Source organism: Actinomadura chokoriensis (assembly GCF_041463665.1).
In the GTDB taxonomy this organism is placed as follows: domain Bacteria; phylum Actinomycetota; class Actinomycetes; order Streptosporangiales; family Streptosporangiaceae; genus Spirillospora; species Spirillospora chokoriensis_A.
Genome location: NZ_JAXCEJ010000050.1, coordinates 1 through 12,695 on the forward strand (window position 1 = coordinate 1; position 12,695 = coordinate 12,695).

The window sequence follows — 12,695 nt, forward strand, 5'->3', positions numbered from 1 at the left end:
GGGAAACACCCGGTCCCATCCCGAACCCGGAAGTTAAGCCCTTCAGCGCCGATGGTACTGCATGGGAGACTGTGTGGGAGAGTAGGACACCGCCGGACTCATAGTGCAGGAAGGGCCCCGCCGGCACCGGCGGGGCCCTTTCGCATTTAATTCCCCCGCCTATCCGGTCTGCTCTGAACGGGCGAGCGCCTGGGCCGCGTTCTTGAGGCGGGCATCGAGCGCCCTCTGTTCGCGGTCGAGTGCCGCTCGGTGGCGGGCGATGGCGAGTTTCTGGTACGCGGTCTCGACACCGGCCCAGATGTCGATGAGCCGCGCCTGGCGCTTGCACCGCACGTCCGCCACGGCAGTCCCGGTTTCGAGCGGATCGACGTGATGCTTGCGGGCGTCACGGAAGCGCAGGTCGCCGTTGGCGGCCATCGGAGTCGCGTACGAAAGGCCGGCGCCCTTCATGCAGGTGCTCCACCGCGCGAAGGCGGCGCGGACACGGCTGTCTCGCTCCGACGCCTCAAGGCTGGTGAACGCGAGCCGGTCGGCGAGCAGTCCGGCAGGTGGGAGGCCCGCCCTCAGCTTCCGGTCGGCCTCGCCCATGCACCCCCCGTCCGGTACTTGACGGCCGCGGACGGTGGCCGGGCCGTCTCCCCAGGCGACCTGTCTCACCTTCGGAGGCAGATCGGGTCGTGGCGCCCGCTTACTGATCTCGGGCGTGCTGTAGCCGAGTTCTCTCGCCCGGGCTTCGTCGGCGAGACCGTAGCGGCGGGCGTTCTGCGCGAAGGGCGGGGGCGCCGGATCCGCGAGGTCAGCCCTGAGCCCGAAACGTCCAAGACACGTGACCACCAGCGTCTTCTCGGCGCGCTGGACGGTTCCGCGCTGGGCGGGGGTGGCCCGGTAGGCGTCCAGCGGCAGCACGAGAGCATTGACATCGGCGATGCGGGTGATCCGCGCGTAAGGTTCGGCGGTGTGGGGGGTCGCGCATCCGGTGAGGACGAGCGGGACGAGCAAGGCGGCCGTCGTCCGTGCGGTGTTCACGTTCTGCCTCTTCTTCCGTGCTGCGGCGGGCCCGGGCGGCGCGGGGTTCCACGCCCGGACCCCCTCACCGGATCAGGCCGCGTCGAAGGAACCGAGATGGTCGTTGATGCCGGGGTTCAGGTTCCCGTCCGTCTCGTCCTCGAGTTCTTGCGACTGGCCGGTGAAGTTGGGCTCGCTGTAGACGATCTCGTTCCAGACGGTGTTGAGGTTCCGCCAGGAGCTGGCCGTCGCCTGGACGTTGTGGCCGTTCGGGAAGGTCTGCCCGCCGAAGTTCTGCACGTTGTTGTCGTAGCAGCGGCTGGAACCGTGCTGGCCGGGGTCTTCCCAGAAGCAGCTCGTCGCCTGGGCGGGCGTCGCCGCCAGGAGCCCGGCCGCCCCGCAGAAGGCGGCCGCGACCGTGATTCGCCATGTCCGTCGTGCCATACCGTGGATCTCCCTGTCTCTCGAAGGCGCCATGATGGCACCCTTTCGTGATCGAGCGACTACAGAGTGTCACGTAAGTGGATCGCGTGGGGTGCAGGCTCCTCTGCCTCCCAGGGCAGTCCTTCCTGCCGCCTGGGGGACGCTTCGGCCGCCGGAGCGGGGTCGGTCAGCGGGCGAGGGCCTGGTCGAGAGTGGCGGCCCACTGGGTCAGGAGGCGGGTGCGGCGGGCCGAGTCGTCGGTGAGGAGGCCGGCGAGGCCCAGGCCGCGGACGAGATCGAGGGTCGCCTGCACCGTCTCGCGGACGCCGGGGACGGACTCGTCGGCGCCGAGCGCCTCGACGGTGAGGCGGTGCGCCTCGCGTCCCACCCGGGCTTCGAGGGGAACCACCAGCGCGCGGAGCTGGTCGTCGGAGCTGGCCGCGACCCAGAGCTGCAGCGCGGCGCGGAACAGCGGGCTCGTGTACATCTCGCCGAGCAGGGTCACGACGTCCAGGGTGGACGGACGGCGGCCGGCGAGCACGTCCAGGCGTTCGCGCATCTGGGCCATGCGCACCTCGGAGCCGTACTCGACCGCGGCCGTCACCAGCTCCTCCCGCGTCCGGAAGTGGTGCTGGGCGGCGCCCCGGGAGACGCCCGCGCGCTCGGCGACCACGGCCACGGTCGTCCCGGCCCAGCCGACGGAGGCGAGGCAGTCGATGGCGGCGCCGAGGAGGCGCCGCCGGGTGGCGCGGCTGCGGTCCTGCTGCGGTTCGCGGGGAAGTGCCTGGGCGGTCATGGTTCCTTGCTTCGACAGGGTTCCTTGCCTCGACGGGGCCTCCAGTCAACCAAAGGATCCCGGAAAGAAACAATCATGCGTGATTGATTTTTTCTGGCCGGGCTGGCAGGGTGCAGCCATGGGCCAACCGTTGCGGGTCGGCAACGCCTCGGGCTTCTACGGCGACCGCTTCTCCGCGGTGCGGGAGATGCTGGACGGCGGACCGCTCGACGTCCTCACCGGCGACTACCTCGCCGAGCTCACGATGCTGATCCTGGGCCGCGGCAAGATGAAGGACCCGGACGCCGGGTACGCCGCCACGTTCCTGCGGCAGATGGAGGAGTCCCTCGGGCTGGCGGTGGAGCGCGGCACCGCGATCGTCGCCAACGCCGGCGGGCTCAACCCGCGCGGGCTGGCCGAACGGCTGCGCGGACTGGCGTCCCGGCTCGGGATCGAGGTGCGGGTCGCCCATGTGGAGGGCGACGACCTCCTGGCGCGGGCCGGGGAACTCGGCCTCGCGGATCCGCGCTATGGCGGGCCGCTCACCGCCAACGCCTACCTGGGCGCCTGGGGGATCGCCGAATGCCTGCGCGCCGGCGCCGACGTGGTGGTGACCGGCCGCGTCACCGACGCCTCGCTGGTGGTCGGCCCGGCCGCAGCGCGTTTCGGCTGGGCGCGGGACGACTGGGACGCGCTGGCCGGGGCCACCGTCGCGGGCCACGTCCTGGAGTGCGGAGCGCAGGCCACGGGCGGCAACTATGCCTTCTTCGAAGAAATCTACGATGTAAAGGCGCCGGGTTTCCCGATCGCCGAGATCCAGGCCGACGGCTCCAGCGTGATCACCAAGCACCGGGGGACGGGTGGCGCCGTGACGACCGAGACCGTCACGGCCCAGCTCCTGTACGAGATCGGCGGGCCGTCCTACGCCGGGCCCGACGTCACGACCCGTTTCGACACGATCGAGCTGGCGCAGGGCGGGCCCGACCGGGTGCGGATCAGCGGTGTCCGAGGGGCCCCGCCGCCGCCGACAACGAAGGTCTGCCTCAACCACCTCGGCGGCCACCGGAACGAGATGACGTTCGTCCTCACCGGGCTCGGCGTCGAGGCCAAGGCCGAGTCGGTCAAGGCCCGGCTGGCGGCCGCGTTCGGCGACGCCCCGCCGGCCCGCGTCGAGTGGACCCTCATCGGCGCCGCCAGGCCCGACCCGGCCACGCAGGGCGAGGCGACCGCGCTGCTCCGCTGCGCCGTCCTCGACCCCGACGCGGGCAAGGTCGGCCGCGCCTTCAGCGACGCGGCGGTGGAACTGGCCCTCGCCGGCTACCCGGGCTTCACGATGACGTCCCCACCCGGGAAGGGCGGCCCGTACGGGGTGTACAGCCCCGCGTTCGTCCCCAACGAGGTGGTCGAACACGTCGCGGTCATGCCCGACGGCGCACGCGTCCCCATCGCGCCGGCCCCCACCACGGCGCCTCTCCCCGGCGCCCACGAGGCGCGTGCCGGTGCGGTCGCCGATGCAGGTGCGGGCAGGGAAACCGTCCGGATCCCTCTCGGACGAGTGGCCGGGGCGCGGAGCGGGGACAAGGGCGGGGACGCCAACATCGGCGTCTGGGCCCGGACCGATGCCCAATGGGGCTGGCTCGAACCCTTCCTCACCGTCGAACGGTTCCGCGAACTGCTGCCAGAGACCCGGGACCACCCCGTCCACCGGCACGTCCTGCCCAACCTCCGCGCGGTCAACTTCGTCGTCGAAGGGCTGCTGCAGGAGGGTGTATCGGCCTCGACCCGGTTCGACCCGCAGGGCAAGGCCCTCGGGGAGTGGCTGCGGTCCCGCCTCGTCGACATCCCGGAGGCAGTCCTTTGACCCTCAAGAGCACGCTGGACACACGGAGCCCCGAGTACCGGGAACGCCGCGCGGCCATGCTGGAGAAGCTGGCGGCCCTGGACGCCGAACACGCGAAGGCGCTGGAGGGCGGCGGCGAGAAGTACGTCGCGCGGCACCGCGCCCGCGGCAAGATGCCGGTGCGGGAGCGCATCGAACTGCTCCTCGACCCCGACTCCCCGTTCCTGGAGCTGAGCCCGCTCGCCGCATGGGGGAGCGACTTCCAGGTCGGCGCCAGCGTCGTCACCGGCATCGGGGTCGTCGAGGGCGTCGAGTGCGTGATCGTGGCGAACGATCCGACGGTCCGGGGCGGGGCCAGCAACCCGTGGACGGTGAAGAAGAGCTTCCGGGCGACCGACATCGCGCTGGAGAACCGGCTGCCGGTCATCAACCTGGTCGAGTCGGGCGGCGCGGACCTCCCGACGCAGAAGGAGATCTTCATCCCGGGCGGGCGGATGTTCCGGGACCTCACCCGGCTGTCCGCGGCCGGGATCCCGACGATCGCGCTGGTTTTCGGCAACTCCACGGCCGGCGGCGCGTACATCCCGGGCATGTGCGACCACGTCGTCATGGTCAAGGAGCGCGCGAAGGTGTTCCTCGGCGGGCCGCCGCTGGTGAAGATGGCGACGGGGGAGGAGGCCGGCGACGAGGAGCTCGGCGGCGCGGAGATGCACGCCCGCACGTCCGGCCTCGCCGACTACATGGCCGCGGACGAGGCCGACGCGCTCCGCCTCGGCCGCCAGATCGTCAAGAACCTCGACCACCGCAAGCTCGGGCCGCCGCCCGGACCCGCCGACGAGCCGCTGTACGACGCGGAGGAGCTTGCCGGGATCGTCCCCGAGGACCTGAAGGTCCCGTTCGACCCGCGCGAGGTCATCGCCCGGATCGCGGACGGGTCGCGCTTCGACGAGTTCAAACCGCTGTACGGGACGAGCCTCGTCACCGGCTGGACGCGCGTCCACGGCTACCCGATCGGGGTGCTGGCCAACGCGCAGGGCGTCCTGTTCGGGAACGAGGCGCAGAAGGCGGCGCAGTTCATCCAGCTCGCGAACCAGAGCGACACGCCGCTGCTGTTCCTGCACAACACGACCGGCTACATGGTCGGCAGAGAGTACGAGCAGGCCGGGATCATCAAGCACGGCGCCCTGATGATCAACGCGGTGGCGAACAGCGGGGTGCCGCACATCTCGATCGTGATGGGCGCCTCGTACGGGGCGGGCAACTACGGCATGTGCGGCCGGGCCTACGATCCGAGGTTCCTGTTCACCTGGCCGAGCGCCAAGTCGGCGGTGATGGGCCCGCAGCAGCTCGCGGGCGTCCTGTCGATCGTGGCGCGGCAGGCGGCCGAGGCGCGCGGGCAGGTCTACGACGAGGACCAGGACCGCGCCATGCGGGACATGGTCGAGAGCCAGATCGAGGCCGAGTCGCTGCCGTTCTTCCTGTCGGGACGCCTCTACGACGACGGCGTGATCGACCCGCGCGACACCCGCACCGTCCTCGGCCTGTGCCTGTCCGCCGTCCACAACGCGCCCGTGCGCGGAGCCGACGGCTTCGGCGTCTTCCGGATGTGAGAGAGCGCGAATGATCAGAAGAGTGCTGGTCGCCAACCGCGGCGAGATCGCCCGCCGCGTCCTGCGGGCCTGCCGGGACCTCGGCATCGGGACGGTCGCCGTCTGCTCCGACCCCGACGCGGGCGCGCCGCACGTCCGGGAGGCGGACGCGGCCGGGCGGCTGCCCGGAGCCGCCCCCGCCGAGACGTACCTGTCGGCGGAACGGCTGCTCGCGGTGGCGCGGAGCGCCGGGGCGGACGCCGTCCATCCCGGCTACGGCTTCCTGTCGGAGAACGCCGAGTTCGCGCGGGCCGTCCTCGACGCGGGCCTCACCTGGATCGGGCCGCCGCCGGACGCCATCGCCGCGATGGGCTCCAAGATCCAGGCCAAGAAGCTGATGGCCGCCGCGGACGTTCCCGTGCTGCCCGAGCTGGACCCGGCCCGGGTGACGGACGCCGACTTCCCGCTGCTGGTGAAGGCGTCCGCGGGCGGCGGCGGGCGCGGCATGCGCGTCGTCGGGACGCCGGGCGGACTCCGGGAGGCCGTCGCGGCGGCCCGCCGCGAGGCGGAGTCGGCGTTCGGCGACCCGGCCGTGTTCTGCGAGCCGCTGCTGGAGAACGCCCGGCACATCGAGGTGCAGGTCCTCGCCGACGGGCACGGCACCGTCTGGACGCTCGGCGAACGCGAATGCTCGATCCAGCGCCGCCACCAGAAGATCGTTGAGGAGGCGCCGTCGCCCGCGGTCACCCCCGGGCTGCGCGCCGAGCTGTGCCAGGCGGCCGCGAACGCGGCCCGCGCCATCGGCTACACCGGCGCCGGGACGGTCGAGTTCATGCTCGCCCCGGACGGCCGCTTCTACTTCCTGGAGGTCAACACCCGCCTTCAGGTCGAGCACCCGGTCACCGAATGCGTGTACGGGGTGGACCTCGTCCGGCTGCAGATCGAGGTCGCCGAAGGCGCCCGCCTGGACGAGGCCGCGCCTCGACCGCGCGGCCACGCCATCGAGGTCCGGCTGTACGCGGAGGACCCCGCGCACGGCTGGCGCCCCGCCACCGGCACCCTGCACACCTTCGAGGTGCCGGGCGTGGACGCCGAGTTCGCCGTGCCCGCGACGCACGGGCTGCGGCTCGACAGCGGCGTGGAGAGCGGCGCCGAAGTCGGCGTCCACTACGACCCGATGCTCGCGAAGCTGATCGCGTGGGCTCCGACCCGCGCCGCCGCGGCCCGGAGGCTCGCCGCCGGACTGCGCGGCGCCCGCATCCACGGCCTCACCACGAACCGGGACCTGCTCGTACGGGTCCTGGAGGAACCGGGCTTCCTGGACGGCGACACCGACACCGGCTACCTCGACCGCATCGGCCTGGACACCCTGGCGTCGCCGCTCGCGGACGAGGCGACCGCGAAGGTGTCCGCGCTGGCCGCCGCGCTCGCCCAGGCCGCCGCGAACCGGTCGGCCGCCCCGGTGCTCGGCGGGCTTCCGTCAGGGTGGCGCAATGTCCGGTCCCAGCCGCAGCGCAGGACGTTCGACGGCCCGCACGGGACGATCGACGTCGACTACCGCCTGGACAGGGACGGCCTGACCTCCGAGCTGTGCCCGGGCACGTCGCTGATCAGCGCCGCATCGGAACGGGTCGTTCTGGACCACGGCGGCCTCCGGGAGACCTTCGCCGTCACCACGGCCGGCAACGCGGTGCACGTCGACTCCCGCCTCGGACCGGTGACGCTCACGGCCGTCCCGCGCTTCGCCGACCCGAGCAGCCAGATCGCCCCAGGCTCGCTGCTCGCACCCATGCCCGGCACCGTCCTCCGCGTCGAGACCGAACCGGGCGCGGACGTCGACGAGGGGCAGACCCTCGTCGTCCTCGAGGCCATGAAGATGGAGCACCGCATCGCCGCGCCGTCCGCCGGGACGGTCACCGAACTGAACGTCTCCGCGGGACAGCAGGTCGAGTCCGGCGCCGTCCTCGCCGTCATCGAAGGGACCCCCGAATGAGCTTCACCGAGACCGAGGAGCGGCAGGCGCTGCGCGCGGCCGTCGCCGAGCTGGGCGCCAAGTACGGCGCCTCCTACTTCGTGGAGAAGGCCAAGGCCGGGCAGAAGACCGACGAGCTGTGGGCCGAGGCCGGACGGCTCGGCTACCTCGGCGTCAACGTGCCGGAGGAGTACGGCGGCGGAGGCGGCGGCATCGGCGACCTCGCCGCCGTGTGCGAGGAACTGGCCGCCGCCGGCTGCCCGCTGCTGCTGATGGTCGTGTCCCCGGCGATCTGCGCGACGATCATCGCGCGATCCGGCACCGAGGACCAGCGCGAGCACTGGCTGCCGCGCTTCGCCGACGGCTCGGTCAAGATGGCGTTCGCGATCACCGAGCCCGACGCCGGCTCCAACGCGCACCGCATCACCACCACCGCGCGGCGCGACATGGAGGGGGCGGGCGGGTGGGTGCTGAACGGGCAGAAGACGTTCATCTCCGGCGTGGACGAGTCGGACGCCGTCCTGTTCGTCGCCCGCACCGAGGACCAGAAGGGCAACCTGCGGCCGTCGCTGTTCATCGTCCCGGCCGGCGCGCCCGGATTCACCTACACGCCCATCGACATGGAGATCGTGTCGCCGGAGAAGCAGTTCATCTGCCATCTCGACGACGTCCGGCTCCCGTACGACGCGCTCGTCGGAAGCGAGGACGGCGGCCTGCTGCAGCTGTTCGCCGGCCTCAACCCCGAGCGGATCATGGCGTCCGCGATGGGCGCGGGCATCGGCCGCCTCGCCCTCGGCAAGGCCGTCGCCTACGCCAACGACCGGCAGGTGTTCAGGACGCCGATCGGCGCGCACCAGGGCCTCGCGCACCCGCTCGCCGCAGCCAAGATCGAGCTGGAGCTGGCGCGGCTGATGGGGCAGAAGGCCGCCTGGATGTACGACGAGGGCGACGACGCGGGCGCGGGCGAGGCCGCGAACATGGCCAAGTACGCGACCGCCGAGGCCGCGATCCACTGCGTTGACCAGGCCATCCAGACCCACGGCGGCAACGGCCTCACCACCGAGTACGGGGTCGGGATGCTCGCCGGCGTCGTCCGGCTGATGCGCATCGCCCCGGTCAGCCGCGAGATGATCCTCAACTTCGTCGCGCAGCACTCCCTGGGCCTGCCCAAGTCCTACTGAGCGGAGCGGTGGCGGCGGGAGGCCGCGCGTCCTACACTCCTGACGGTCCGAGCTCGATCAACACCTCAGCGCGAACCCGAGGGACTTCCGTGTACGGTCCTCCGCCCGTCCCCCCGCCCGCCCTCCCCCCGCCGGGAGCGCCCATGGAGCCGCCCGGCGCCCCGCCCCGCGGGCGGCGCCTCGCGGCCTGGGGCATCGACACCGCCCTGCTCGTCGGGGCCGCCGCCCTCCTCGGCATGATGACCTGGGGACGGCTGAACGGCCTCCTCGGGGACGGTTTATGGGGTGAGGCCCTGTCGGCGACCGGTGGGCTCCTGCTGACCGGCGGCGACGTCCAGAAGGCCGCGGAGGACTTCGGCATGGGCCTGTGGCGGGACGTCGTCGCCGCCGTCGAGCAGGCGCTGCTGCTGCTCGTCCTGATCGAGTTCCTCCACCAGTTCGCCGGTCAGGCCCTCGCCGGGAGGACCCTCGGCAAGGCCACCCTCGACTTGCGCGTGGACAACGTGAAGACGGCCAAGTCCCGCGCGCTGCGCCGCTCCCTGATGACCACGGCGGGCGGCACCGGCCTCTACTGCACCGCCTGGATCCTGCTGCTGCACGGCCTGTTCTTCCCCGCCCTCGTGATGTGGCTGGCCGCCGTGGCGGTGTTCCTGGCCAACAGCGCGCCCGCTCTCGTGGGCGCCCGCCGCCGCACGCTCGCCGACCTCGTGGCGGGCACCGCCCTGGTTCGCGCCGGCGCGTACCGGCGCGCCGCCGAGGCCGCCCGGCAGGGCGTCGGCGCCGCCTGGGACGGCACCCAGGCCGCCGGCCAGGTCGCGGGGCAGGCCGTCCGCGACAACGCCGCCCGCCTGGCGCAGGCCGAGCAGGTGCGCCGGGCCGTGGAGTCAGAGCGCGCCCGGCAGATCCAGGACGTCGGCCGCCAGTCCGCGGAACGGTTGCGCGGCGCGGTGACCGGCGAACGGGCCCGGCAGGCGCAGGACGTGGGGCGGCGGGTGGGCGGACGCCTCAAGAACGCCTACCAGGAGCGCAGGGGCGACCGCGGCCGGCCCGAGACGCTCCCGCCGGTACCGCAGCCCGCGGCCCTGCCGCCGCCCCAGCCGCAGTTCGGCGAGCACCCGTACGCCCAGCCTGGCCCGTACGCCCAGCCTGGCCCGTACGCGCAGCCTGGCCCGTGCCCGCAGCCTGGCCCTCACGTGCAGCCCGGCCCGCATGTGCAGCCCGGCGCGTACGCGCAGCCCGATTCGCATGCGCAGCCGTACGGTGTGTGGCAGCCTCCCGCCGACCCTGGGGAACCGCCCGCCGCTCCGTCCCGCTGACCCTGGCGACGTCCGGCGGAGGCCTGTGCGGCCTCCGCCGGACGGTCACGCGAGCAGGGCGTCCAGCTGCTCTTCGAGCGGCACCGGCGCGGTGCGGCGGTTGTCCACGGCGATGTGCGGCACCGGGGGAGGCACGTCCGGGCGCATCCGGGCCGTGAACTCTTCGAACGCGGCCAGTTAGGCGGTGTCGCGGGGCGAGCCCCGCTCCTCCAGCCGGTGGCGGAGCGTCGGGGCGTCCGACCGGATCCAGACGAGCCGGACGGGCGGCCCGCCCAGCTCCAGAGCCCACGCCGCCCAGCGGGACGCGTCGCGGATGTGCCCGGTGAACGGCCCGCTCAGCAGCACCGGGCAGCCGTGCGAGCGGATCTCCCGGGCCGTCGCCGTCATGCCCGCGTACTCATGCGGCTTGACGTGCTCGTCGTACCAGGGACCCTCGCGCTCGCCCGGGTCACGGGAGGACGCCGCCAGGGTCGCCGCCACGAACGGTCCGTACATCGTGTCCTTCTCTGGCTCGTACCTTCCTGACCTGCGGATACCGCCACGGTGTCGCCTCTGAGCTGCGGATACACCTACTTGGCTCTACGCAGAATTACCGCGTTCTCGTTGTCTCGGACGGAACAGAGACGGAACAGATTCGGTCACGCGGTCCCCCGATCAAGGCCGGTCGCCTCATGGCGACACACAGCCGCCAGACATAAGGCGGCCCCGGAAACGCGGTGCTACCCACACCGGCCGGGGCCTTGATCCGGAAGCGAAGGTTCCGAACCCATGCAGATTCTCGCACTGGTCTACGCGACCGAAGACAAGAGCAGCACGGCCGACAAGAGCTCGTCGTGGCCGAACGGCGAGCCCAAGTCCGTCCGGGACGCCCACGACAAGCAGCAGGGCGGCCAGCGATGAGCGGCGACCCCGACAACATGCTGTCCAACGAGACGGTCAAGGTGGTCCTCGCCGTCCTGGACGGCCTCGCGATCCCGTACGCGGCGACCGTCGCGCACGACGAGACCCGCACCCGCATCCTCCGCGACCGGCTGACGCACGTCGTGGTGATGCTGGAGGGCCTGCTCCGTTCGGGTCGCCCGAACGTTGACGACGCCATCTCCTACTTGGAGGAGAAGCTCTCCGAGCACCAGCCGATCGGTTACGTCACCGACCAGCAGGCGCGGCGGCGCTGCGAGGCCGGCGCGACGTGGACGGACGCGGTGTCGCTGGACTACCAGGGGCCGGAGGCGGGCCGGTGACCGCGTCCATCATCGCCTTCCCCGGCACCGGCCAGCCCGGCCCCCGGGAGTGGCTGGCCCGGTTCGCCGCGGCGGCCGTCACCTCCGATGTCCCGGCGCCGATGGTTCGGGCCTGCCGTGCCGGTGACCGCGTCCCGGAGGACGTGTTCGTCCACGGTGAGCCGGTGTCTGTGACGGTCGCCGGCCGGATGGGCTACGCCGACATCGCGGCGGCGTGGCGGCGGGTGTGGGAGCTCGCGCCGGCGGCCGGGTCCCGGGTCCGTATCGCGGGCGGCCGGGTCCTGGTCGACCTGCCCGACACCTTCGGGGGTGCGGCATGAACCGCGCCCGGCATGACGGAACGGAGGTGGCCCGCAATGGGTGACCCGGTCGTGTTCACGGTGATGTTTGTTGCGCTGTACGCGGCGCACGCGGTCGCCGATCACTGGGTGCAGACGCACCACCAGGCGTGCGGGAAGGGCGCGGCGACCTGGCGTGGCCGGCTGCTGTGCGCCCGGCACGTGGCGTCCCTGACCTTCACGCAGACGGTGGCGGTGGCCGCGGCGGTCTGGGTGACCGGGGTGAGCGTGTCACCGGCTGCTGCGGCGGCCGGGCTGGCGGTCAACGCGGTCTCGCACTACTGGGCGGACCGGTGGTCCACGCTCGCGTGGCTGGCGCGCATCCTCGGCAAGGGCGAGTTTCACCGGCTCGGCGACGGCGGGTCAGCGCCGACCGGGACGGGCGCTTACGCCCTTGACCAGTCCTGGCACGTCGGGTGGCTGTTCGTCGCCGCTCTGATCGGTTGTATCGGGGGTGCGGCATGAGCACCTCGGAGATGCTGCGGACGGCGGGGCTGTGGCCGCTGCTGGCGGTGCTCGTGCTGGCCGGGGCGGTGCTGCTGCTGCGTGTGGTGGCGCTGCCGCTGGCCGGGGCTGCGCTGCTGCTGGACGGCCTCGCCGACCTCGCCGCACGGCCGCTCGTCGGCGCGGTGCCGGGTTCGGGGGTGGACCGGTGAACCGCGGAACGACGACGCCGGTTGACGCCGAGGGCCTGGCCGAGGAGCTGGCCCGGTCCCGCGCCGCTGATGATGTGCGCCGCGCTGATGAGCTGACGCGGGTGCGGGCGCAGGCCGGGCACGACCGGGACCGCGCCGACGTCGCGACCGAGGTCCGTCTCGCCGAGCTCGACCGGGCTGAGCGGGAAGCGGCGGCGACCGCCACGGCGCGGCTGGCCCGCATGTACCGGGAAGCCAAGGAGGCCGGGGAGCGGACGCGGATCACGGCCGGGTTGGCGCGGTCGGGTGAGGCGCGGGCGCTGCGGTTGGAGCGGCTCCGCGTGGCCAACCTGCGGGTCCTGGTGCCGGTGCTGCTGGGG

Annotated in this window: 15 protein-coding genes and 1 rRNA gene; 12 read left to right on the plus strand and 4 right to left on the minus strand. The window is 72.8% G+C overall.

Annotated features, from left to right (window positions below):
* Window positions 1-98 (plus strand): 5S ribosomal RNA (gene rrf, locus SM418_RS37460); the annotation flags it as partial.
* Window positions 99-159: 61 nt separating this feature from the next.
* Here the strand turns inward: rrf and SM418_RS37465 are convergent.
* The 3 genes from SM418_RS37465 to SM418_RS37475 form a co-directional block, all read right to left on the minus strand.
* Window positions 160-1,026, minus strand: coding sequence for a hypothetical protein (locus tag SM418_RS37465; RefSeq protein ID WP_371946398.1), 867 nt, complete (start codon window positions 1,024-1,026; stop codon window positions 160-162).
* Between the two features lie 72 nt (window positions 1,027-1,098).
* Window positions 1,099-1,449: a peptidase inhibitor family I36 protein gene (locus tag SM418_RS37470; protein WP_371946399.1), complete on the minus strand. Its 351-nt coding sequence runs from the start codon at window positions 1,447-1,449 to the stop codon at window positions 1,099-1,101.
* Between the two features lie 166 nt (window positions 1,450-1,615).
* Window positions 1,616-2,224 carry a TetR/AcrR family transcriptional regulator gene (locus tag SM418_RS37475; RefSeq protein WP_371946400.1) on the minus strand — a complete coding sequence of 203 codons (609 nt, stop codon included), beginning with the start codon at window positions 2,222-2,224 and terminating at the stop codon, window positions 1,616-1,618.
* A gap of 118 nt (window positions 2,225-2,342) precedes the next feature.
* Between SM418_RS37475 and SM418_RS37480 the strand changes: the two genes are divergently transcribed.
* The 5 genes from SM418_RS37480 to SM418_RS37500 all read left to right on the plus strand — a co-directional run bounded on the left by SM418_RS37480 (window position 2,343) and on the right by SM418_RS37500 (window position 10,101).
* A complete protein-coding gene (locus tag SM418_RS37480) occupies window positions 2,343-4,064 on the plus strand; it encodes an acyclic terpene utilization AtuA family protein (RefSeq protein WP_371946401.1) in 1,722 nt (573 codons plus the stop codon).
* Window positions 4,061-5,653: an acyl-CoA carboxylase subunit beta gene (locus SM418_RS37485; RefSeq protein WP_371946402.1), complete on the plus strand. Its 1,593-nt coding sequence runs from the start codon at window positions 4,061-4,063 to the stop codon at window positions 5,651-5,653. Before SM418_RS37480 ends, SM418_RS37485 begins: the two co-directional genes overlap by 4 nt.
* Before the next feature lie 10 nt (window positions 5,654-5,663).
* A complete protein-coding gene (locus tag SM418_RS37490) occupies window positions 5,664-7,625 on the plus strand; it encodes an acetyl/propionyl/methylcrotonyl-CoA carboxylase subunit alpha (RefSeq protein ID WP_371946403.1) in 1,962 nt (653 codons plus the stop codon).
* The gene (locus tag SM418_RS37495; RefSeq protein WP_371946404.1) at window positions 7,622-8,785 is read left to right on the plus strand and encodes an acyl-CoA dehydrogenase family protein; all 1,164 of its coding nucleotides are present in this window, start codon (window positions 7,622-7,624) and stop codon (window positions 8,783-8,785) included. The genes SM418_RS37490 and SM418_RS37495 overlap by 4 nt, the downstream gene beginning before the upstream one ends.
* Before the next feature lie 143 nt (window positions 8,786-8,928).
* Window positions 8,929-10,101 (plus strand): RDD family protein, encoded by a 1,173-nt coding sequence (locus SM418_RS37500; protein ID WP_371946405.1) that lies wholly within the window; start codon window positions 8,929-8,931, stop codon window positions 10,099-10,101.
* A gap of 177 nt (window positions 10,102-10,278) precedes the next feature.
* Here the strand turns inward: SM418_RS37500 and SM418_RS37505 are convergent, their stop codons facing one another.
* The gene (locus SM418_RS37505; RefSeq protein ID WP_371946406.1) at window positions 10,279-10,596 is read right to left on the minus strand and encodes a P-loop nucleotide/nucleoside kinase family protein; all 318 of its coding nucleotides are present in this window, start codon (window positions 10,594-10,596) and stop codon (window positions 10,279-10,281) included.
* Window positions 10,597-10,869: 273 nt separating this feature from the next.
* Between SM418_RS37505 and SM418_RS37510 the strand changes: the two genes are divergently transcribed.
* The 6 genes from SM418_RS37510 to SM418_RS37535 all read left to right on the plus strand — a co-directional run.
* Window positions 10,870-11,001: a hypothetical protein gene (locus SM418_RS37510; RefSeq protein WP_371946407.1), complete on the plus strand. Its 132-nt coding sequence runs from the start codon at window positions 10,870-10,872 to the stop codon at window positions 10,999-11,001.
* Entirely contained in the window at window positions 10,998-11,342 is a 345-nt protein-coding gene (locus SM418_RS37515) for a hypothetical protein (RefSeq protein ID WP_371943270.1), read from the plus strand. Before SM418_RS37510 ends, SM418_RS37515 begins: the two co-directional genes overlap by 4 nt.
* Window positions 11,339-11,662, plus strand: a complete 324-nt coding sequence (locus SM418_RS37520; protein WP_371966170.1) for a hypothetical protein — start codon at window positions 11,339-11,341, stop codon at window positions 11,660-11,662. Before SM418_RS37515 ends, SM418_RS37520 begins: the two co-directional genes overlap by 4 nt.
* Before the next feature lie 36 nt (window positions 11,663-11,698).
* Complete coding sequence (locus SM418_RS37525) at window positions 11,699-12,145, plus strand: DUF3307 domain-containing protein (RefSeq protein WP_371946483.1); 447 nt, start codon at window positions 11,699-11,701, stop codon at window positions 12,143-12,145.
* The gene (locus tag SM418_RS37530; RefSeq protein WP_371946484.1) at window positions 12,142-12,336 is read left to right on the plus strand and encodes a hypothetical protein; all 195 of its coding nucleotides are present in this window, start codon (window positions 12,142-12,144) and stop codon (window positions 12,334-12,336) included. The genes SM418_RS37525 and SM418_RS37530 overlap by 4 nt, the downstream gene beginning before the upstream one ends.
* Window positions 12,333-12,695 (plus strand): hypothetical protein (locus tag SM418_RS37535; RefSeq protein WP_371943273.1); only part of this gene is annotated, 363 nt, incomplete at its 3' end. The genes SM418_RS37530 and SM418_RS37535, both read left to right, overlap by 4 nt.